Origin of the sequence: Candidatus Thiothrix phosphatis (assembly GCF_035668035.1) — a bacterium.
In the GTDB taxonomy this organism is placed as follows: domain Bacteria; phylum Pseudomonadota; class Gammaproteobacteria; order Thiotrichales; family Thiotrichaceae; genus Thiothrix; species Thiothrix phosphatis.
The window spans coordinates 60,135-80,959 of the sequence record NZ_JAYMYJ010000112.1 but is presented as its reverse complement, the minus strand read 5'-3'; the positions used below and the strand labels follow the sequence as shown (position 1 = coordinate 80,959).

The following is a 20,825-nucleotide window of genomic DNA, read 5'->3' as shown; positions in this document are numbered from 1 at the left end:
TGATATGAAAGAAGAATTACTCAAACGCGTCGTCAAAACGCCTGATGGCCAGGAGATTGAGATCAATCCCCTACAGGATTACTACTGTCAGGCAGGCCCGACGGTACAAACGGCGGCCTATACCGAAATCGTCGAAAAGCTGTTCAACTGGGCGCGTTCCGAATCCTTGTGGATTCTGGGCTTCGGCACCGGCTGTGGGGCAATTGAAATGCGCCCGTTGATGACGCCACGTTTCGACGCCTACCGCTACGGCATCCAGTGGCGGCCTACCCCACGGCAAGCCAACCTGTTCGTGATTTCCGGCTATCTGTCAGTGAAAACGCTCAAGCGCGTGATCCGTTCCTACGAGCAGATGCAGAACCCGAAATACGTGGTGGGCTTAGGTTCCTGCACCATCAATGGCGGTATGTACTGGGATTCCTACAACACCATCAAGCGGCTGGATGACTACCTGCCGGTCGACTTGTACATCACCGGCTGTATGCCACGCCCCGAAGCGTTGCTGGCCGGGTTTGAGGAACTGAAAAAAATCATCCGTGCAGGCAAGGCGGAAGGCGCTAACAAGTATGCCGAGAACTTCGATTGGTACAAGGCAAACCAGAAAAGCGTCATCTATGACTGGGATATGCCGGATTACAACTGGTGATGGCTATGCAGGCACTATACGACACTCTGAAACAACGTTTTGCCCTAGGCGAGTTTACCCAACAGCGTGACGATCTGGCCTTCCTCAGCGTGGACGCCATCCGTCTGTACGCCGTGCTGCGCTACCTGCGCGACCACGAAGGCTTCACCCATCTGGTGCTGTTGACCGCCGTCGACTGGATTGAGGATGAGCAGTTCCAGCTGACTTATCTGCTGCACAATCGCCCCAAATGCCAGGATATTGGCCTGCGGGTGATGATTCCACGCGACCCGGCAACGATGGAAAGCATTCACGACCTGTGGCCTGCTGCTGCGACTTATCAGCGCGAACTGTATGAAATGTTCGGCATCGATTTCCCCGGCAGCCCACGCATCGATGAAGAATTCATTCTGGAAGGCTGGCACAACACCCCACCCTACCGGCGTGATTTCGACACGCTGGAATATGCGCGGGAAACTTACCGTGACCGGCCTGGCCGTGAGACCCACGACCCGGCGGCGCACATGAAAAAACAACTTTACGGGGACGACTGATATGTTCGAATTAGACCGCAGCCAGTACCCGCAGAAAAAAGCCGACGGCACACTGGACATCGACCTCACCTCCGGTAAATACCTGAAACTGTGGCAAGGCCCGCAGCACCCCGGCATTACCGGCAATATGTCGATCGAGCTGACCGTGTGCGGCGACGAAGTGGTCGAAGGCCGCACCCACGTCGGTTACCTGCATCGCGGCTTTGAAAAACTGATGGAACGCCGCACCTTTATGCAGTGTTTCCCCATTGTCTGCCGTATCTGCGTACCCGAGCCGGATTTCAACGAATACTGCTACGCCGCCGCCGTCGAAGAACTGGCCGGGCTGGAAATCCCGGAAATGGCGAAGTGGATACGCACCCTGATTCTGGAAATGGGCCGCATCAACAGCTACATGATGTACCTCGGCGGACAAGCGGGTGCACTCGGCCAGGGCGTCATCGGCCAATGGACGACCTACGTGCGCGACCTGATGCTGGATCGTTTCGAGGAACTGACCGGTGCCCGTATCTACCACATGTTCATCATCCCTGGCGGGGTACGTGACCGGCTGCCGGAAGGTTTCACTGCCCGTATGGAAGAAACCTTGCAGGAATTTGAAAGCACGCTGGCCGATGTCGAGCGGGTCATGTTCCACAATGCCGTGTTCAAGAAACGCACTAAAGGCGTCGGCGTGATCGACCCTGGCTGGATCGACACTTACGGTATTACCGGCCCGAATGCGCGGGCGGCTGGCACTGCCAACGATGTGCGCAAGGATCACCCTTATCTGGTCTACCCCGAGCTGGATTTCGAACCAGTAACCGGTAAGGACTCCGACATTTTCACCCGTGCCGATGTACGCCGCCGTGATGCCCTGCTCTCCATCGACCTGATCCGGCAGATTCTGGCGAAAATGCCTAAAACCGGCGAAGTCATGACCACACTGCCGAATGTCCTGCACTGGAAGATTCCGCGTGGTGAAACCTATGTTCGCGGGGAATGCTCCCGTGGCGAATACGGCTATTACCTCGTCACCGATGGCAGCGGTTATCCGCGCCGGGTGAATGTGCGCGGCCCGTCCTACACGCATTCCATCGCGCTGTTTGAACGGATGGTGGTCAACGCCAATATTTCCGACGTCGCCGCTTTGCTGGTGTCGCTCCACACTTATCCACCGGAGATCGAAAGATGAGTATCCGTGACGTTCTTTCCCCGTTTACTGCGTGGAAAAATCTGTTCCGCGAGCCGGTGACGATCAAAGACCCGCTCAATGACCGCCCCGGCTCCGCCCGCTATCGCGGCTTCCACCAGAATGATCTGGAAAAATGCATCGGCTGCGGCACCTGCGAAGCCATCTGCCAAAATGGTGCCATCGACATGCTGCCGGTGGAAGGTATTCCTGCGACCCAAGGCGATTCTGGCTTGCGCCCACGTATCGACTACGGCCGCTGCTGCTGGTGCGCCTTGTGCGTGGACGTGTGCATGACCGCCTCACTCAGCATGTCCAATGAATACAAATGGGTGGAAATCGACCCGGACAAATTCCTGTACATGCCCGGCGTGGATAAAAAACCCTGGGATGATTCCAAACTGGGTTACCGCCGCCACGAAGAAAAGCACCTGACGCCTGGCGAACGCATTGAGATGCCGGAACTTCATCCTGAGCAGCGGATGGATTCCTTCGTCGAGATGGTCAAAGGCTACGATATTGCCCAGGCGCAGCTGGAAGCAGACCGCTGTGTGTCCTGCGGGCTGTGTATCGCCACCTGCCCTGCGCACATGTCGATTCCTCAATACATCAAGGCGGTACGCGAGGGTGATTACGACCTGGGCGTGCAATTGCTGTACGAAACCAACCCGTTTTCACAAGTCTGCGGGCGCGTTTGTACCCACCGCTGCGAAGATTCCTGCGCGGCACGCCATGAAGGTGACCCAATCGCCATTCGCTGGCTCAAGCGCCACATCATCGATCAGGTTCCGCAGGAACGGGTGCTGGAGCTGATTGGCAAACCAGCCGCCCCAACGGGCAGAAAAGTCGCCATTATCGGCGCAGGCCCGGCAGGTCTGACTGCTGCATTCGACTTGGCGCGCAAAGGCCATGCAGTCACCGTATTCGAAGCACAGGCAGCAGGCGGCGGCATGACCCGTTACGGCATCCCTGAATACCGCCTGCCCTACGATGCGCTGGACAAAGACATTGCCGTGATTACCGCCATGGGTGTGGATATCAAATACAACCACCGTGTTGGTCGGGACATTTCCATGCAGCAACTGGAAAACGACTACGACGCCGTGGTAATGGCGATTGGCCTGCATTTGGGCCGTTCCACCCGGATTCCTGGTTCCGATCATCCGCAGGTACGCAAAGCCGTTGACCTGCTGCGCCAGATTACGGCCGGTGAAGAAGTTGACGTACCTAAATCCATGGTCGTTATCGGCGGCGGCAATGTGGCGATGGATATCGCCCGCAGCATGGCCCGCCTGCAATTGCAACAATACGGCAATATCAATATCACGTTGACCGCGCTGGAAGACCGTGTGCATTTCCTCGCTGACCCGGTGGAAGTGAAAGAGTCGCTGGAAGAACAGATCGACATCCGTGACAGCCGTGGCCCACGCGAATGCGTGTTCGACGACAGCGGCAAGCTGGTTGGCCTGAAAACCTGGAAAGTACTGTCGATATTCGATGAAGAGCACCGCTTCGCCCCCAAATACGATGAAGCTGACGAGCAGGTTCATGAAGGCGAAATGGTCGTTGAAGCCATTGGTCAGATGGCGGATGTCAGTATCCTCGGCGATGAGCTCACCGAACGGCTGGACTGGAACCGTGGCCGCATTCAGATTGACCATGATGGACGTACATCCGAAGCCTGGTTATGGTCAGCAGGCGATTGCGTCAAAGGGCCGGATGTTATCAACGCCGTAGCCGACGGTCACCGGGTCGCGGCCAGTATCGACAGCGTATTTGCTCAACAGGAGGTAACAGCATGAGCAGTGAAGCCAATATCGAAAGGCTCAAAAGCAAAACCACCCTGCAAGAGATTCTGGAAATCGCCACTGAGTTTGAACGCACTGCACGTGATTTCTATACCGCCCTGGCTCCCAAGGTACGCAAGAATATCCGCTGGCTGGTGGACGAACTGGCGGAAGAAGAGCAACGCCATTTCGACCTGTTCACTGGCCTGGCGGAACGCAGCGATATTGATGAGCAACTGAAAGCGGAGATCGAACGCCCGGTCAACGACCACAAGTTCTCCGACTGCATCCACCTGCCTGATCTTGGCGAACAACCGGATGATCAGGCTGTGCTGCAATACGCGTTAATGCGTGAGCATGCCGCCATGGAGCAATACCACGCACTGGCGCAAAGCACGCAGCCAGGGCCGATTCATGACCTGTTCCTGTATCTGGCTAATGAAGAGACCAAACACAAGAACGAGTTGGAAAAAGTCTATTATGAAGTGGTGCATAGCGGCGGGGTATGACCGCTATGCGGGTTGCTGATGTACGTTACTCCGCCATTACGGGCGCAATGCCTGTTTGCCGTCCGTTTTTGTCGTAACTATAAAGCAATGATCCCTTTTGCACGCTGATGTCGCTCGCGGTATAGGCTTTCAGCCCATCCGTCGGCCAGCGGCTGGGCGCGGAAATGGAGGTTATGGCCTTACCCTCCTGATCGTAAATATAAATCAACGTGCCGCGCTGCACTGCTTTGCCAATAGCCATCCTCTCTCTCCTAACTGGTTAATTTAATTTAATATTTTCAATATTGCCCACGGTTGGTCTCCACAACCGCCAGTCTCCATCTAAAGCTTTTATCATAGTAAAGTATAAACTTCTAACAGGTATTGACTTATATCAATCAGGATCGCCCTTAAACCAAATGGTCATACGATCAATAGCCTAAATAAATAAACGCCGAGCCTACCCATGCAAGCCCGGCGTTTAGCACGCTTATGGTTTACCCGGTCAGCGGCAAGGACTAACTGTGATACTTGCGGCGATTGACTGCGGAATTATTGGATGCAATTGCAGCCCTCTCCATGACGATTTCCTCTCTCTACTTTAATTTTCAGCCAACTTTATTGCAAAGTGGCATTTACACCCTACACATTCCAACCTGAACCAGGCCTTGATACACATCAAGCAGATCGCGGATTACGGCAGGGTATCCCCAAAGACCAGGGCACTGGCAAACGGAGCAGAAGGTTTTACATCCCTGGCGGATGTGGGCTACACTCGACCTGCTTTAGGAGAGGAGGAACAGGGGACATGAAATCCCAACCAGCAAATCCCCCCATAACATTTAAAACCCGCATTATTGAGTTGTTACGGCACACCCCCTTACTACAGGCATTTTCGCCCCAACAATTCACTATCCTGCTCCAACATTCCAAAACCCATTATCTCAAGGAAGGTGAAATGCTCTTCCGCCAGGATGAGCCTTTACAGGAAGTCTTTATCTGCCTTTCCGGCTGCATCAAATTGTTTCACCTGACAGCCGATGGCCACGAAAAAATCATCAATATCATTCCCCCCGGCCAGAATTTCGCCGAAGCCATGCTGTTCACCGAAGGCAATAGGTGCCATATGAACGCCGCCGCCTTGAAGCAGGCGGAGGTGCTTGGCATCCCGGCGGTGCAGTTCCTGGCGTTCCTGAACGAGTCCCCCCTGCTGTGCTTCAACGTTATGGGCCTACTCAGCAAGCGTATCCAGTGGCTGCTGGATGAAGTGGACCGCTTGAGCCTGCATAACGCCACCTTCCGGCTGATCTATTTTCTGCTGGAAACGCACCAACATCCTGACTATTGCAATATTATTTCCTTGGATGTGCCAAAACATGTGATTGCCTCACGCCTGTCTGTCCGGCCTGAAACCTTATCCCGCATCCTCAAAAACCTGGCGAAACAGGATCTGATTGCGCTCCACGACCATAAAATTGAACTGGTCGATATTGAGGGCCTAAAAACTCTGCTTAGTCACGGAATTTAACAAGCTAATGGTTTTATAAACGATAAAATCAGGTTAAGATTTGCCCTTAAAATAACTAACGGGCTATCAACGATGGAAAAGAAATCAGGCACTTTGCTGCCCTACCTCTTGCTTCTCGGCATGTTATCAGCGGCTCCCCTGCTCCACGCAGCGGGTTCGGCCACGCCTTCCCAACACAGTGATATGGGCCAACCGGCCCCCACCCAAGCAGAAGAAGCCTTGCTGCAAGAATTGGACTTTGCCGTCGATGCCGCCCACAAAGCATTGCAAGCAGGCCCACAAGCAATCCCGGTGGCAGGGCAAGCCACCCTCAATCTGCCGAAAGGCTATGGCTTTATCCCTGCCCATGAAGCCAGGAACCTGCTGAACGCCATGGGCAACACCCCCTCTGCGCAAACGCAGGGCATGATTGTGCCTAAAGGCGAGCACGATGAAACCGCTGACTGGTTCATGGTGGTCAGCTATGAGAACGCTGGCTATATCAAGGACGACGACGCCAAAAACTGGAACGCCGACGAACTGCTTTCCAGCATCCGCGCAGGCACGGAAGCTGGCAACGAGGAACGCCAAGCGCGCGGCATACCCGCCATGGAAGTGGTGGGCTGGATTGAAAAGCCCCAGTACAACGCCAGCGCCCGCCAATTGGTCTGGTCCATCGAATCCCGCGACAAAGGGCAACCCGCCGACATGGTGAACGGCATCAACTACAATACCCTGGCATTGGGGCGCGAAGGCTATATCAGCATGAACCTGGTCACGGATGTGGACGCAGTGGAAAGCCTGAAACCAACCGCCAAGTCCCTGCTCGCCGACCTGGACTTCAACACCGGCAAGCGTTACAGCGACTTCAATGCTGACACTGACAAGGTGGCGGAATATGGCCTGGCGGCGCTGGTCGCCGGAGTCGCCGCCAAGAAACTGGGGTTGCTGGCGGTGCTTTCCGCCTTTCTGATTAAATTCTGGAAACTGGGAGCCATCGTACTGTTTGGCGGCGGTGGTTTTCTGCGTAAAATATTCTGGCGCAAGGGCGCTGACGCCAATCTCTGAACCAAGGGAGCCCCAGTATGGGCAAACTGCTTTTTTACCTGATTTCGGCAGGCAAACTCGGCAAGGTGCTGACCACGGGCGGCACCATGCTGATTTCCGTGTTCGCCTACGGGCTGGTGTTTGGCTGGCCATACGCTGTCGGCTTTGTCGGCCTCATTTTCGTCCATGAAATGGGGCATTACATCGCCGCCCGGCAACGGGGACTGGATGTGGGGGCACCGACGTTCATCCCCTTCATTGGTGCCTGGGTGGAGCTGAAGGATATGCCTCATAATGCAGAAACCGAGGCGTATGTGGGCTTCGCTGGGCCGTTTGCTGGCACACTCGCCGCCTTCGCCTGCTATTTCGCCGCCCGCAGCTTTGACAGCCAGTTGCTGTTGGCCCTTTCCTATGCAGGCTTCTTCATCAACCTATTCAATCTAATCCCGCTGTCCCCGTTTGACGGCGGGCGCATCACGGCAATCCTTAGCCCACGCATTTGGCTGCTGGGTGTGCCAGTCCTGATCGGCATGTTTTTTTACTATCCCAGCCCCATGTTGATCCTGATGGCATTTCTGGCGGCACCGCAAGTCATGCGCGCTTGGAATTTCGACCCGGAAGCGCCGGAAAACCAGGCGTATTACACCGTCAAGCCGGAACTGCGGATCACCTACGCCCTGTACTACATTGGTCTTGCCACATTTCTCGCCATCATGACCCACGACGTGCATGAAATGCTAGCCCCGGTTTCCAGCTTCTAACTACAATCGGTATTGTCAGATGCCCGCGCCAGCGCGCCATCGCCAACCCCAATCAGGAGAGGACACTTACCATGCCTAAGCTGTTAACACTTGCCGCCAGCCCCATCCTTGCCTTCGCCCTGCTGTCAGGCCCTGCCTGCGCCGACTGGGTGCTGGACAAAAACAAATCAGCCCTTTACTTCGTCTCAATCAAGAAAGAAAACATTGCGGAACCCCATACCTTCAAAAAGCTTTCCGGCGTCATCACCGCCGCCGGGCAGGGAACCCTCAACATTGACCTGGGCAGCGTGGAAACCAATATCGATATCCGCAACATCCGCATGCGCGACCACCTGTTTGAAACCAACACTTTCCCCACCGCCACCGTCAGCGTTGACCTGACCAAAACCGGCGTCAAACCCGGCATCCAACCCATTACGGTGACACTGGATTTGCATGGGGTGAAAAAAGAAGTCCCGGCGCTGGTCGCCCTGGCCGATGTCGGCGATACCGTGCAGGTTTCCACCGTGGCCCCGATCATACTGGATGCAGCGGCCTTTGACTTGGCGAACGGGCTGACCACACTGCGGGAAATCGGTGCCGTCAGCAGCATCAGCAATGCCGTGCCTGTCACCTTCTTCCTCAGCTTCGTCAAGCAGGATTAGCGGGCGGCGAGGCTGCGCACAATCTGGTTGGCCAGATCGGCCACCAGCGCGCTTTGCGCCTTGACCACACCCGCCACACCCGGCTCCGCCGTTTTGCGCTCCAGCGCCACCGGTTCGGTGGTGAGGATTTTGCCGTCAGCGCCTGCCTGCAACCGCCATAACCCGCGTAACGCCGCCTTGCCGCCGGGCATGCCGTCAAACTGGTCTAGCCTGACTTCCACCTGATATTGCGGGGTCTGGCTCAGTTCCCAAGGGACTGTCTGCACCCGCGTGGCGGGCAGCCGCCACTGCAATTGCTGGGAAAGGGCGCTGAGGAATTCGTCCTCCAATTGCCCGCCCCACAGGTGCGTGTCAGACACTTCCACCGTCGTCGCATCCTTGCGCACCACCATCCCTTCGCGGTCAAGCAAGGTCGGCAGCTTGACCGGCCCCACCCCCAGGCTGTGGATGCGCTGGGAAACATCAGCGGCCACTGCGACATTGCCTGGGTCAGCGGCGAGGGTGTGGTACAGCGTCGGGCTACTGGAGCAGGCCGCCAGCAACAATAAGCAGGCCACCGGAAGCAAATTCTTCAACATGCCATCATTCTCCTTTCTTGCCGCGCAGCAATGACGCAGGCTGGCGTTGCAGGGTTTCGGTCAGGCTGCGCACCGAACGGGAGGCGGCGGTCAACTCTTCCAGCATTTCCTGCAACTGCTGCTGGGTGGGCGAGTTGCGGGCGGTCAGGCGGTCAATCTGCAACATGGATTCCTGGATTTTCTGCGAAGTCTTGCCCAAGTCCACCGTGATCTGGTTGATGTCACGGGAAACACCGGGCAGGGTGTCCTTGTCCACCGTGCGCATGGCTTCCTTGGCGGCTTTGATGGCCTGTTCCGTTTCCGCCAGCACGGCGTTCACCTGATCCAGCGCCTTGTCCAGCTTGCCGCCGTTGACCAGCCGGTTGACGCCATCAAGGGTGTCTTCCAGGCTCGCCATCACATCCGCCGCCATCAGTGGCAAGTTTTCAAATGCCGCGCCGGTGGTCGGGAACTCACTGTAAAACTGGGTCTTGACGATCTGCGCCGGTTTCGGATCCTTTTCCATGCTCAGGGTGATCACTTTCTGCATGGTCAACAGGCTGGCAGTTTCCAACCGGGCGCGCAGGCCTTTTTCCACCAGCTTGCGCATCGCCTCTTCCGCTTCCGCCAGGGTAATGGCGCTGTCGAAATGCTGGGGCTGGATGGACACCAGCACCGGCACCCGCACATCCAGCGAATCCCGGTCCAGGCGGATGTCAATGTTTTCAACCTGCCCAACCGGAATGCCCTCGTATTCCAGCGGTGCCCCCACCGTCAGGCCGCGCACTGAACCGTTGAAATACATCACGTAATATAACCGCTGGGTGAACTGCTTTTCCTGGGTGTCGGCGTAACGGCCATACAAAGGGAAGCTCGCCCCTTCCGGGCTGACATCACCCGCCAGCAAAGAGCTTGGGGTTTCAAAAGCCACCCCGCCGATCAGGAACGAGGCCAGCGACTCCATCCGGAATTCCGCACCCGCCGATGTCATGGTGAATTCCGCGCCGCTGGCATTCCAGAAACGGCTGTTGGAATGCACATACTCGTAATAAGGGTCACGGATGAAGACCTCCAGCCGCACCTGGCTGCCATCCGGCATCAATTGGTAGTCGATCACCTCACCGACCTGCAATTGCTTATAGAAAACCGGCGCGCCCACATCCATCGACCCCAGTGAATTGGACAATAGGAAAAAGCGGCGGCCATTTTCGCTCGGCGCAATCACCGGCGGGCGGTCTTCCCCCACATAAAAACTCAGGTCGTCGGTATTGGTGCCCGGATCCATGCCGATATAGGTGCCGGAAAAGAAGGTGCTCAACCCGGAAACGCCGGAACGGCTGATGCGCGGGCTGACCACCCAGAAACGCGCGTCGCTGCCCAGATGGCGGCCAATTTCCTTGTTCAGGTCGATCACCGCCTCAATGGTTTGCAGGTCGTCGCTCAGGCGCAGCTTGCGCAGCTTGCCCACCGTCACCGCCTTGTAGCGCACTTCGGTTTTGCCTGCCTCAATGCCTTCCGCGCTGTTGAACTGCACCGTGATGGTCGGCCCCTGCTGGTACCATGCCTGCAACAACAGCCACAGGCCTATCAGGATGGCGGTCAGCGGGATCAACCATACCGGCGAAGGCCAGCGCTGTTCGCGCACCTCCACTTCCGGCAGGAATTCAGGCTGTCCATTGGCGTCGCTCATGCAACATGCTCCTCTTGGCGGGAAATATCCCAGATCAAATGCGCATCCAGCGTGCGGGCGGCGAACATGGTCAGCACCACGACCGTTGCAAACGACAAGGTGCCGACATTCGTGTCAATGTGCGCGAAGGTGCCGAACTGCACCAAGCCGGTCAGGATCGCAATCACAAACACATCCACCATCGACCAGCGGCCAATGTATTCCGTCACCTTGTACAACAGCATGCGCTCATGCGGACGCCAGCGTGACCGGCGCTGGATGCTGATCAGCAGGAAACTGATGGCGAACAGTTTCAGCAGCGGCACAAACACGCTGGCGACGAACACGATCACCGCCAGCGGCCACTGTCCCGCTTCCAGCAGATGCAACACACCACCAATGATGGTGGAGGGCTCCCCCTGACCCAGCATGTAGACGCTCATCACCGGCAACAGGTTGGCGGGAATGTAAAGCACGGCGGAAGCGATCAGCAACGCCCAGGTGACTTCCACACTGTTGTTGTGCTCCTGCAAATGGATGGGGGCGCGGCAACGCGGGCAAAACATGGACTCATGCCCTTCCAGGTGCGCGGGCAGCCTGCTCAGGCAGCCGCAGACCCGGCACTGGGCCATGCCCGCCTCATTGGCGGTTTGCGCTTCACGGCTGGTGGCCATGCCTGCTCCCGCCTTTGGTTTTCTCCAGTTCACGCCAGACTGTGAACGGGTCGAGCGTCGCCGTCGCCGCCGCCATGGTCACGATCAGCCCCGCAAACGACCAGAATGCCGTGTCCACAATCAGGGTCGCCAGCTCGCCCAGCTTGACCACCGCCACCAGCACGCCCAGCATGAACACTTCCAGCATCCCCCAGGGTTTGAGTTCGCGCATCCAGCGGTACAGGAAGATCGCCAGCGACGATTCCCAGCGGAAACGCACGGTCAGGGTGACGACCAACAGCGACAACAGCTCAAACAGGGGAAAAATAATGATGTTCAGCACTATCAGCACCGCCAGCACCTGGTATTCCTGGTTCCAGAACGCCAAGCTGGCGCCGAACAGGTGCAATTCCTGCTCCACGCCCTGCGCACGCAAACCGATCAGGGGAAACACATTGGTCATAAGAAACAGGATCAGCCCCGCCACCGTCAACGCCAGCGCCGTCTCGAACATATGCGGGCGGTTACGGTAGATCACCGCCCCGCAATGGGTGCAAGCCGCTGCCTTGCCGGGTTCAATCGGGCGGTAGCGATGCAACTGGCCACAATCATGGCAAGCAATGTCAATACGATTATTCATCAAACAACGTAGGCAATGGCTTATCGCCAGCATCAGGCATCGCGGCTCTCCCGGACTCGACCGGGACAGTATAGTGGAACGGCCATTCTGCGTCATCCCAGGCAAAGCCGAGCAACTTCGGCAAAGGCGGCGGCTGTTGCAAACAGCGGCTTCCCAGCCCTATATTCAGGCAGGAATGAATCCGTACCGAGGGAGAGGCAAATGCCGGACAATCACGCCATCGCTGTCTTGCTGTTGACTGTGTTCGCCCTGTTTCTGTTCAGCCGGGAACGTATACCGCTGGCAACTTCCTGCTTGCTGATCCTGGCCGCCCTGGCGGTTGGGTTCGAAGTGTTCCCCTATGAAACGGCGGAAGGCGTGGTGCGTCCGGTCGATTTCTTCTACGGCTTCGGCCATGAGGCGCTGGTGGCGGTATGCGCCCTGATGGTTATGGGGCAAGGGCTGGTGCGCACCGGGGCGCTGGAGCCACTGGGTTTCGGGCTGGCGAAACTGTGGGGCCGCCGCCCAATGCTCTCCCTATTGTTGACGTTGCTGCTGTCGGCGCTGTTGAGCGCCTTCATCAATAATGTCCCCATCGTTGTGCTGCTGATCCCGGTCTTGCTCAATGTCGCCGGGCGCACCAACAATTCACCCGCAGGCCTGTTGATGCCAATGGGTTTCGCCACCTTGCTGGGCGGCATGGGCACCACTATCGGCACCTCCACCAACCTGCTGGTGGTGAGCGTGGCCTCGGAAATGGGCATGTCGACCTTTGAAATGTTCGACTTCGCCCTGCCCGCCGCCATTGCTGGCAGCATTGGCCTGGCGTTCCTGTGGCTGGTCGCCCCGCGCATCTTGCCCAGCCACCAAGTGGACGCCTCCCACAACATCAACCGTATCTATACCGCACATCTGCACATCCCCGGCGGCAGCTTCGCCGATGGCAAGCCCGTGCAGGAAGCCATTGCCAAAACGGACGGGGAAATGCGCATCAGCCTTATCCGCCGTGACACCCATGAAGGCCTTGTCCCCTTGCCTGACACCATCATCCATGCCCATGACCGCCTGCTGGTGCATGACACCCCCGAACGCCTGAAGCGCTTTGAACAACTGCTGGGGGCTGGCCTGCATCCGGTTGACCCTGAATTTGCTGGCCGGGAATTCATCATGGAGGGCAAGCAGCAACTGGCCGAAATCCTCATCCACCAACGCTCCCCGTTATTGGGGCAAAGCCTGCAATCGGCGGGCTTTGTAGACCGTTACCGCCTGGTCGCGCTGGGGGTGCACCGTGACGGCCATATCATCCAGTCCATGCCGCACGGCTTGGGCAACCTGAAGCTGCAACTGGGCGACATACTGCTGGTGCAGGGCAGCAGCGAGCGGATCAACAACCTGGAATTCATGGAGGATTTTTTCGTCCTGGCAGGCAAGACCGATTTGCCCCACTCAAAGAAAATTCCGCTGGCATTGCTGATCATGTTCCTCGTCATCCTATTGGCGGCGCTGAAAATCCTGCCCATCGCCATCAGCGCCACTGCCGGGGTATTGCTGATGATTGTGACCCGCTGCATTGACTGGAAAGATGTGGGCCAAGGATTAAACCTGCCGGTGATCATGATCGTGGCTTCCAGCCTTGCGCTGGGGCACGCCCTGACAGTGACTGGCGGCAGTGAATTCCTGGCTGCGCAATTCCTGAAACTGGCGGCAGGCGCGCCGCCACCCGTCATCATCAGCGGGCTGATCCTGCTGATGGCGATCCTGACCAATGTGGTTTCCAACAACGCTGCCGCCGTCATCGGCACGCCGATTGCCATCAATATCGCCAATGAGCTGCAACTCAGCCCGGAAGCGTTCGTCATTGCCGTGCTGTTCGGCGCAAACATGAGCTACATGACGCCGATGGCCTACAAGACCAACCTGCTGATCATGGCGGCGGGAAATTACCAATTCATGGATTTTGTGCGGGTCGGGCTACCGCTGACCTTGATCATGTGGCTGGCTTACAGTTTGCTGTTGCCGCTATTTTACTATTTGCCATAATCATGGGTTCCCCATAAGACAAGGAACCCCAATGGCTGCTGAAATAAGTGCCCCCTTGCCAGATTTGCAATCATGGGCTGGCTTGGCCACAATCAACCACACTGATTCCTCGACTACACAAGGGAAAAGAACCCAGCATGAAGTCCTCCAACACCCTCTCCAACCCCAAAACCCAGTTGAAAGTCCGCAACGCCACCGTCGCCGACATTCCGCAAATATCCAAACTGTCTGACCGCGCCTATGCTGGCACCGGCATGTATGGCTACTCCGAGCCGGTGCTGACCGGCCAGCTCAACCACTTCCCGGAAGGCCAGTTCGTGGTGGTGGCGGGTGAAAAAGTCATCGGTTACTGCGCCACCTTGCGGGTCAGCGAGGAGGATGGGATGAAACGCCACTCCTGGGGTGAAGTCACCGGCAACGGTTACGCCTCCACCCACGACCCGATAGGCGAATGGCTGTACGGCATGGAAGTGTGCGTCGACCCGGATTACCGTGGCTACCGCATCGGCCAGCGCCTGTACAACGCCCGCAAGCATCTGGCAGAGCAGCTGAAATTGCGCGGCATCATGTTCGGCGGGCGCCTGCCGACATTGGCCAACCGCATCAAGCGTTTCGGCAGCGTCGAAGCCTACGTGGACGCCGTCAAAAAGAAACAGCAGCACGACCCGGTGCTCTCCTTCCAGTTGCGCAACGGTTTCGAAATCATCGGCCTCATCCCGCACTACCTCGACGCCGACAAACAGTCGCTGGGTTACGGCGTCCACCTGATCTGGCGCAACCCCAAAGTCCCGCAGGCGGATGAAACAGGCAAGCGGAAACATTACGGCTCACGGGTGCCGGACAGCGTGCGGGTTGGTTCTGTGCAATACAAACAACGCCGGGTGGAATCCTTCGAGGAATTCATCGGCATCGTGCGCTACTTCGTGGATGTGGTGGCCGATTACAAGGGCGATTTCGTGGTGTTCCCCGAACTGTTCACCCTGCAATTATTGTCGATGGAATCGCAGGAACTCACCCCGGTGCAGGCGATCGAAGCCCTCACCAAATATACCCCGCAGTTCAAGACAGCGATGCGCGACCTGGCCTTGCGCTACAACATCAATATCATCGGCGGCTCGCACCCGACGCGGATGCCAAACGGACGGGTGGAAAATATCTGCTATGTGTTCCTGCGCGATGGCAGCATCCACGCCCAGGCCAAGATCCACCCCACCCCCAACGAAGCCTGGTGGTGGAATATCGAAGGCGGCAGCGAACTGGATGTCATCCAGACCGACTGCGGCCCGATTGGCGTGCTGATCTGCTACGACTCGGAATTCCCGGAACTGGCGCGGCACCTGACCGACCAAGGCGCGCAAATCCTGTTCGTGCCATTCTGTACGGATGAACGCCAAAGCTATCTGCGGGTGCGTTACTGCTGTCAGGCGCGCGCGGTCGAAAACCAGATTTACGTGGTCATGTCCGGCAACTGCGGCAACCTGCCGAACGTGGCCAATATGGACATCCAGTATGCGCAAAGTTGCATCCTCACCCCTTGCGACCTGCCGTTTGCCCGCGACGGGGTAGCCGCTGACACCACCCCCAACACCGAAATGGTGGCGATTGCGGATTTGCGCCCGGAAACCCTGCTGACCGCCCGCCACAGCGGCACAGTGCAGAACCTGCGCGACCGGCGGCATGACCTTTACCATGTGCGCTGGCAGGGAAAATAGCTTCATTATCCAACTTGGATAACCTCATCTCCCCCTATGGGCCATTTGAAAGATGTCCCATAGATAACTTGCTTCACTTGGCTTCACAACGCTTTCTAAATCGACACACGAACTATGCTCAAACTCGAAGACATCAAAAAGGATGCACAAATTCGTGGCATTCTGGCGAATGAAATTGTCCGCATTGTTCAGGTAGAGCCTGTCGGCGAGTCTGCCGCCACCGTGTACTATAAAGACAACCGGGGCAGATTAAGCGAACAGATGCTGTTTCGTTCTGACGAGGCACGCTTGGAACTGGCTCAGGTGGGTCGCCAGTGGGCTTTCGATGCTGATGGTGAAGCGTTTAAATTAGGGCTGGAAGCTTGGCGCATCTCCCAATCCGCCCTGTTTGACCCCATGATGGCAGTGCATACCTCGAATGTCGATCCGCTGCCGCACCAAATTTCCGCTGTGTATGAAGCCATGCTTCCCAGGCAACCGCTACGTTTTGTGCTGGCTGACGACCCTGGCGCAGGTAAAACCATCATGGCAGGTTTGCTGATCCGCGAACTGCTGATGCGGGCGGATGCCAAACGTATACTGATCATTTCCCCCGGTTCCCTGACCGAACAATGGCAGGATGAATTACTGGAAAAATTTGGTGTGCAATTCGAAATATTCAGCCGGGAAAAACAGGAACAATGTGCATCCGGCAATTATTTTGATGAAACCAATCAGCTGATCTGCCGCCTTGACCAACTCTCCCGTAACGAGGAATACCAGGAAAAACTGCGCCTGACCGAGTGGGATTTAATCATCGTTGACGAGGCACACAAACTTTCCGCCAGTTACTTCGGCAATGAGATCAAGAAAACCAAACGTTTTCGGTTAGGTGAAATGCTGGGTGCCATTACCCGTCACTTTTTGCTGATGACGGCAACACCCCATAACGGTAAGGAAGCAGATTTCCAAATTTGGTTGTCGTTGCTGGATGGCGACCGTTTCTATGGCAAATTCCGCGAAGGTGCGCACAAGGTCGATGTCTCCGACATGATGCGGCGTATGGTCAAGGAAGAACTGCTCAAATTTGACGGCACTCCCTTGTTCCCGGAACGCTGCGCTTATACTGCCAATTATGAGCTTTCCCCTCTGGAAGCCAGCCTGTATGAGCAGGTGACGACCTATGTGCGTGAGGAAATGAACCGGGCGGACAAACTCAATGGCAAGAAAAAGAACACTGTCGGCTTCGCCCTCACCCAGTTGCAACGCCGTCTGGCCTCCAGCCCGGAAGCCATTTACCAATCCATCAAACGGCGCCGCAAACGGCTGGAACAACGCCTGGAAGAAATTAAGCTGGAAGCGCGTGGCAAGGCTTCCCGACGTGATGGAGTGGCGGAAACCCTGGAAGAGTATCACGTCAAACGCCGCATCGACGTACCGGACAATTACGACGAGCTGGATGAAGAACTCAGCGCCGAAGAATACGAGCTGTACGCGGATCAGGTGGTGGATCAAGCCACCGCAGCGGAAACCATCCCCGAACTGGAAGCGGAAATCCTCAGTCTGCGCGACCTGGAGCAACAGGCATTAACGCTGGTGCATTCCGGCAATGACAAGAAGTGGGAGCAGCTTTCCCATTTGTTGCAGGACAAGCCGGAGATGCACACCACAGGCGGCCAGCGCCGCAAACTGATCATCTTTACCGAACACAAGGACACCTTGAACTACCTGCGTACCCGCGTCAGTGACATGCTGGGCAATGCAGAGGCCGTGCGGGTCATCTCTGGCGGCACCAACCGTGATGAACGCCGCAAGATTCAGGAAGAATTCCGCAATGTGCCGGAAGTGCTGGTGCTGATTGCCACTGATGCCGCCGGAGAAGGTGTCAACCTGCAAAACGCTAATCTGATGGTCAATTATGACTTGCCGTGGAACCCGAACCGGCTGGAACAGCGTTTCGGACGGATTCACCGTATCGGCCAGACCGAAGTCTGTCATTTGTGGAATCTGGTGGCGCACGAAACCCGTGAAGGTGCGGTCTTCCAAAAATTGTTCGAGAAAATCGAAACCGAGCGCGCAGCTTTGGGAGGCAAGGTATTCGATGTATTGGGCGAGGCTTTCGACAACGTTTCCCTCAAAGACTTGCTGATCGACGCAATTCGCTACGGTGAACGCCAGGATGTGCGGGATCGTATGCACCAGGTCATTGAAGGGGCGCTGGATGCCGATCACCTGAAAGAAATCCTGCGCCGCAATGCGTTGGTTGAACAGCACATGACACTGGCCGACCTGTATGCCGTGCGGGAGGAGATGGAAAAGGCCGAAGCCCGCAAGCTCCAGCCCTATTTTATCCGCGCCTTTTTCACCGAGGCATTCAAAACACTGGGCGGTGAAATGCGCTCACGCGAAACCGGGCGTTTTGAGGTACGGCATGTACCTGCCGCCATCCGTGAACGTGACCGCATCATTGGCGAAACCCGTACCCCGGTGCTGCGCAAGTACGAGCGCATCTGCTTTGAGAAACAGCATGTGCGTCAGACCGGCAAGCCGATGGCTGACCTGATCCACCCCGCACATCCGCTGATGCACGCTTCCACCGATCTGGTGCTGGAAGCACACCGCCCCAAACTCAAACAGGGCGCGGTACTGGTTGATCCGAACGATGACAGCGTAACGCCCAAAGTGCTGTTCATGATTGACCATGTGGTGCGGGAAGCAGGCGATAATGCCAAAGTGGTTTCGCGTCGCTTGCAGTTTGTGGCGATTGATGAGCAAGGTCAGGCCAGCCATGCCGGGTGGGCACCGCATCTGGATTTGCAGCCGATCAATGAATACGACCGAAAACTGGTGGGCGATATCCTGCGAGCCACATGGCTAAACAACAATCTGGATACGCTGGCCTTGCATCATGCCTCACAGGCGCTGGTTCCCGAACACTACGCCGAAATCAGGGAACGCCGCCAGCGACAAGCCAGCAAGATTCATGCTGCTGTGCGTGAGCGGCTGGTGAAGGAGATCGGCTATCAGGAAAGCCGCTATGTCAAGCTAAAAGCGGATGTGGAAGCAGGCAAGCAACCGCGCGTGGCTCCCGAACAGTTCCGGCGGCGGGCGGAAGAACTCACTGCCCGGCTGGAGCAGCGTGAACGGGAACTGGAAGCGATGAAAAACGTGGTGTCCAGCACGCCGGTGGTGATGGGCGGCGCACTGATCATTCCTCAAGGCTTGCTGGCTTACCGCAAGGGTGAAACGGCGTTTGCCGTGGATGCTGCCGCCCGCGCCCGCGTGGAACAGGTGGCGATGAATGCAGTGATTGCCGCCGAACAGGGCTTTGGCTTCAGCGTGCGCGATGTATCCGCCGACAAATGCGGTTGGGATATTACCTCCCGCCCACCCATCAATGCTGACGGCTCCATCCGCGCTGACCGGCACATTGAGGTCAAAGGGCGCGCCAAAGGACAAACGACCATCACGGTCAGCCGTAATGAAATCATTTACGCGCTGAATCAGGCAGAGAAGTTTTTGCTGGCGGTAGTGATCGTGGATGGAAACAATCATGAGCGGCCGCTTTATATCCCCAATCCCTTTACCACCGAACCTGACTTTGGGGTTTCCAGTATAAACTATGACTTGAACGACCTACTCTCCAAGGCTGTGACACCGGAGCAAACCCTATGATATTGAGAACATTGCGGCTGAAAAATTTCCGCCGTTTTGCCGATTTGAACATTGATTTCCATGAACAGTTGACTGTCATCGTGGCACGCAATGGTCAGGGCAAAACCACGCTGCTGGATGCCGCCACGATTGCCTTGGGAACCTTTGTCGGTGCGTTTGATCTGGGCAAAGCCAGTCATATTGAGCGCAGTGATGCCCGCTATTTTTCCACGCTGGAGCGGGTTGCCAGTGAACAACAGTATCCAGTGGAAATTGAAGCCAGCTTTTTGCAGCCTGCGATCCATATTCTGCGGCAATTGATGGGGCCTAAAAACAAAACCACTATCAAAGATGCCAGCGAATTGACGGACTACGGCAAACGCTTGCAGGCTGCCATGCGCGAATTCAGCGATGAAGCCTTGCCGGTGGTGGCGTATTACGGCACCGGACGTTTGTGGAAAGCCCACAAGAATATGAACCGCAAGGCGGTTTTGTCGGAAAGCCGTTCGATGGCGTATGAAGACTGCCTGTCACCTGCCTCCAGCTTCGTGCAAGTGCAGCAATGGATGGCGAAGGCAACCCTGGCCGTGTGGCAGCAGGAGAGAACTCCCGGCTATGAAAAAAGCACATTGCCTGCGCAAGTGGAAAACATTAAAACCACCGTGGACAACCTGTTGGCGGGGGAAGGCTGGAGCAATTTCCATTACAGTTCCCAACATGAGGAGCTGGCGATGCAGCACCCTGATCACGGTATTTTGCCGGTTAGCCTGTTAAGCGATGGGGTTCGCGCCATGATTTCACTGGCGGCTGATCTGGCGTGGCGTTGCACCAAACTCAACCCTCAGCTTGGGCACAAGGCATCCATTGACTCCCCCGGCATCGTCATGATTGACGAGGTGGATATGCACCTGCATCCGATCTGGCAACAAAAAGTGATTGCCTCGCTGCAACATGCGTTCCCCACTATCCAGTTCATTGTTACGACGCACAGCCCGCAAGTGCTGTCCACCGTTCCTGCTGAGTGTATTCGTAGCCTGGAGACAGAGGTCGATGCGGATACCCTGGAAGTACGCGCACTTGTAAAAACGCCGCTAGTACAGACACAGGGCCTGCCTAGTGCAGATGTATTGGCGCGAATTCAGGGAGGCGACCCCATTCCTGATGTGCCCCCTGCACGTTGGCTTGGCGAATACAAAGCATTGATTCAGCAATACCAGTACGAATCAGAAAACGGTTTGGCGTTACGTCGAAAACTGGACGGGCATTTTGGCAAAGAACACCAGGTCATGCTGGAGTGTGATCGGCTGATCCGTCTGATGGCAATGAAAAAGAAGTTGCCTGCCCAAAAGGCGGGATAA

The 20,825-nt window shown here is 56.6% G+C and carries 18 protein-coding genes; 13 read left to right on the top strand and 5 right to left on the bottom strand.

From position 1 onward, the window contains the following. Positions 1-4: 4 nt before the first annotated feature. Genes VSS37_RS12020 through VSS37_RS12000 form a run of 5 tightly spaced genes read left to right on the top strand, consistent with a single transcriptional unit; the run spans position 5 to position 4,646 of the window. Complete coding sequence (locus VSS37_RS12020) at positions 5-646, top strand: NuoB/complex I 20 kDa subunit family protein (protein WP_324695548.1); 642 nt, start codon at positions 5-7, stop codon at positions 644-646. 5 nt (positions 647-651) lie between these two features. Further along, positions 652-1,179, top strand: coding sequence for an NADH-quinone oxidoreductase subunit C (locus tag VSS37_RS12015; protein WP_324695547.1), 528 nt, complete (start codon positions 652-654; stop codon positions 1,177-1,179). Between the two features lies 1 nt (position 1,180). Continuing rightward, the gene (locus VSS37_RS12010) at positions 1,181-2,353 is read left to right on the top strand and encodes an NADH-quinone oxidoreductase subunit D-related protein (RefSeq protein WP_324695545.1); all 1,173 of its coding nucleotides are present in this window, start codon (positions 1,181-1,183) and stop codon (positions 2,351-2,353) included. Then, the gene (locus VSS37_RS12005; protein WP_324695543.1) at positions 2,350-4,152 is read left to right on the top strand and encodes an FAD-dependent oxidoreductase; all 1,803 of its coding nucleotides are present in this window, start codon (positions 2,350-2,352) and stop codon (positions 4,150-4,152) included. Before VSS37_RS12010 ends, VSS37_RS12005 begins: the two co-directional genes overlap by 4 nt. Then, positions 4,149-4,646, top strand: a complete 498-nt coding sequence (locus tag VSS37_RS12000; protein WP_324695541.1) for a ferritin family protein — start codon at positions 4,149-4,151, stop codon at positions 4,644-4,646. Before VSS37_RS12005 ends, VSS37_RS12000 begins: the two co-directional genes overlap by 4 nt. Positions 4,647-4,671: 25 nt before the next feature. Here VSS37_RS12000 and VSS37_RS11995 read toward each other — a convergent pair whose 3' ends face one another. Then, on the bottom strand, positions 4,672-4,887 hold the full coding sequence (locus tag VSS37_RS11995; RefSeq protein WP_324695539.1) for a hypothetical protein: 216 nt from the start codon (positions 4,885-4,887) through the stop codon (positions 4,672-4,674). 546 nt (positions 4,888-5,433) lie between these two features. On the opposite strand from VSS37_RS11995, the gene VSS37_RS11990 reads away from it, so the two are divergent. The 4 genes from VSS37_RS11990 (at position 5,434) to VSS37_RS11975 (ending at position 8,584) form a co-directional block, all read left to right on the top strand. Continuing rightward, positions 5,434-6,153 carry a Crp/Fnr family transcriptional regulator gene (locus tag VSS37_RS11990; RefSeq protein WP_324695538.1) on the top strand — a complete coding sequence of 240 codons (720 nt, stop codon included), beginning with the start codon at positions 5,434-5,436 and terminating at the stop codon, positions 6,151-6,153. Between the two features lie 72 nt (positions 6,154-6,225). Then, on the top strand, positions 6,226-7,200 hold the full coding sequence (locus VSS37_RS11985; RefSeq protein WP_324695535.1) for a DUF2167 domain-containing protein: 975 nt from the start codon (positions 6,226-6,228) through the stop codon (positions 7,198-7,200). Positions 7,201-7,217: 17 nt separating this feature from the next. Further along, a complete protein-coding gene (locus VSS37_RS11980) occupies positions 7,218-7,940 on the top strand; it encodes a site-2 protease family protein (protein WP_324695533.1) in 723 nt (240 codons plus the stop codon). Between the two features lie 71 nt (positions 7,941-8,011). Beyond that, positions 8,012-8,584, top strand: coding sequence for a YceI family protein (locus VSS37_RS11975; RefSeq protein WP_324695531.1), 573 nt, complete (start codon positions 8,012-8,014; stop codon positions 8,582-8,584). Here the strand turns inward: VSS37_RS11975 and VSS37_RS11970 are convergent. Genes VSS37_RS11970 through VSS37_RS11955 form a run of 4 tightly spaced genes read right to left on the bottom strand, consistent with a single transcriptional unit; the run spans position 8,581 to position 12,103 of the window. Next, complete coding sequence (locus VSS37_RS11970; RefSeq protein ID WP_324695529.1) at positions 8,581-9,162, bottom strand: PqiC family protein; 582 nt, start codon at positions 9,160-9,162, stop codon at positions 8,581-8,583. The genes VSS37_RS11975 and VSS37_RS11970 overlap by 4 nt on opposite strands. Positions 9,163-9,166: 4 nt before the next feature. After that, positions 9,167-10,831 (bottom strand): PqiB family protein, encoded by a 1,665-nt coding sequence (locus VSS37_RS11965; protein WP_324695528.1) that lies wholly within the window; start codon positions 10,829-10,831, stop codon positions 9,167-9,169. Further along, a complete protein-coding gene (locus VSS37_RS11960; protein ID WP_324695526.1) occupies positions 10,828-11,484 on the bottom strand; it encodes a paraquat-inducible protein A in 657 nt (218 codons plus the stop codon). Before VSS37_RS11960 ends, VSS37_RS11965 begins: the two co-directional genes overlap by 4 nt. Further along, entirely contained in the window at positions 11,468-12,103 is a 636-nt protein-coding gene (locus tag VSS37_RS11955) for a paraquat-inducible protein A (protein ID WP_324695524.1), read from the bottom strand. The genes VSS37_RS11960 and VSS37_RS11955 overlap by 17 nt, the downstream gene beginning before the upstream one ends. A 201-nt stretch (positions 12,104-12,304) precedes the next feature. On the opposite strand from VSS37_RS11955, the gene VSS37_RS11950 reads away from it, so the two are divergent. The 4 genes from VSS37_RS11950 (at position 12,305) to VSS37_RS11935 (ending at position 20,825) form a co-directional block, all read left to right on the top strand. Beyond that, the gene (locus tag VSS37_RS11950; protein WP_324695521.1) at positions 12,305-14,122 is read left to right on the top strand and encodes an SLC13 family permease; all 1,818 of its coding nucleotides are present in this window, start codon (positions 12,305-12,307) and stop codon (positions 14,120-14,122) included. Positions 14,123-14,259: 137 nt separating this feature from the next. After that, positions 14,260-15,834 (top strand): GNAT family N-acetyltransferase, encoded by a 1,575-nt coding sequence (locus VSS37_RS11945; protein WP_324695519.1) that lies wholly within the window; start codon positions 14,260-14,262, stop codon positions 15,832-15,834. A gap of 114 nt (positions 15,835-15,948) precedes the next feature. Beyond that, complete coding sequence (locus VSS37_RS11940) at positions 15,949-19,488, top strand: DUF8742 domain-containing protein (protein WP_324695517.1); 3,540 nt, start codon at positions 15,949-15,951, stop codon at positions 19,486-19,488. Continuing rightward, positions 19,485-20,825, top strand: coding sequence for an AAA family ATPase (locus VSS37_RS11935; protein ID WP_324695516.1), 1,341 nt, complete (start codon positions 19,485-19,487; stop codon positions 20,823-20,825). Before VSS37_RS11940 ends, VSS37_RS11935 begins: the two co-directional genes overlap by 4 nt.

What these genes read in the sequence shown, in the direction of transcription:
- VSS37_RS11965 (WP_324695528.1), bottom strand. Translation starts at nt 10,831, where the DNA reads ATGAGCGACGCCAATGGACAGCCTGAATTCCTGCCGGAAGTGGAGGTG.
- VSS37_RS11935 (WP_324695516.1), top strand. Translation starts at nt 19,485, where the DNA reads ATGATATTGAGAACATTGCGGCTGAAAAATTTCCGCCGTTTTGCCGAT.
- VSS37_RS11995 (WP_324695539.1), bottom strand. Translation starts at nt 4,887, where the DNA reads ATGGCTATTGGCAAAGCAGTGCAGCGCGGCACGTTGATTTATATTTAC.
- VSS37_RS12020 (WP_324695548.1), top strand. Translation starts at nt 5, where the DNA reads ATGAAAGAAGAATTACTCAAACGCGTCGTCAAAACGCCTGATGGCCAG.
- VSS37_RS11970 (WP_324695529.1), bottom strand. Translation starts at nt 9,162, where the DNA reads ATGTTGAAGAATTTGCTTCCGGTGGCCTGCTTATTGTTGCTGGCGGCC.
- VSS37_RS11980 (WP_324695533.1), top strand. Translation starts at nt 7,218, where the DNA reads ATGGGCAAACTGCTTTTTTACCTGATTTCGGCAGGCAAACTCGGCAAG.
- VSS37_RS11950 (WP_324695521.1), top strand. Translation starts at nt 12,305, where the DNA reads ATGCCGGACAATCACGCCATCGCTGTCTTGCTGTTGACTGTGTTCGCC.
- VSS37_RS11990 (WP_324695538.1), top strand. Translation starts at nt 5,434, where the DNA reads ATGAAATCCCAACCAGCAAATCCCCCCATAACATTTAAAACCCGCATT.
- VSS37_RS12005 (WP_324695543.1), top strand. Translation starts at nt 2,350, where the DNA reads ATGAGTATCCGTGACGTTCTTTCCCCGTTTACTGCGTGGAAAAATCTG.
- VSS37_RS11940 (WP_324695517.1), top strand. Translation starts at nt 15,949, where the DNA reads ATGCTCAAACTCGAAGACATCAAAAAGGATGCACAAATTCGTGGCATT.
- VSS37_RS11945 (WP_324695519.1), top strand. Translation starts at nt 14,260, where the DNA reads ATGAAGTCCTCCAACACCCTCTCCAACCCCAAAACCCAGTTGAAAGTC.
- VSS37_RS12015 (WP_324695547.1), top strand. Translation starts at nt 652, where the DNA reads ATGCAGGCACTATACGACACTCTGAAACAACGTTTTGCCCTAGGCGAG.
- VSS37_RS11975 (WP_324695531.1), top strand. Translation starts at nt 8,012, where the DNA reads ATGCCTAAGCTGTTAACACTTGCCGCCAGCCCCATCCTTGCCTTCGCC.
- VSS37_RS11960 (WP_324695526.1), bottom strand. Translation starts at nt 11,484, where the DNA reads ATGGCCACCAGCCGTGAAGCGCAAACCGCCAATGAGGCGGGCATGGCC.
- VSS37_RS12000 (WP_324695541.1), top strand. Translation starts at nt 4,149, where the DNA reads ATGAGCAGTGAAGCCAATATCGAAAGGCTCAAAAGCAAAACCACCCTG.
- VSS37_RS11985 (WP_324695535.1), top strand. Translation starts at nt 6,226, where the DNA reads ATGGAAAAGAAATCAGGCACTTTGCTGCCCTACCTCTTGCTTCTCGGC.
- VSS37_RS11955 (WP_324695524.1), bottom strand. Translation starts at nt 12,103, where the DNA reads ATGAATAATCGTATTGACATTGCTTGCCATGATTGTGGCCAGTTGCAT.
- VSS37_RS12010 (WP_324695545.1), top strand. Translation starts at nt 1,181, where the DNA reads ATGTTCGAATTAGACCGCAGCCAGTACCCGCAGAAAAAAGCCGACGGC.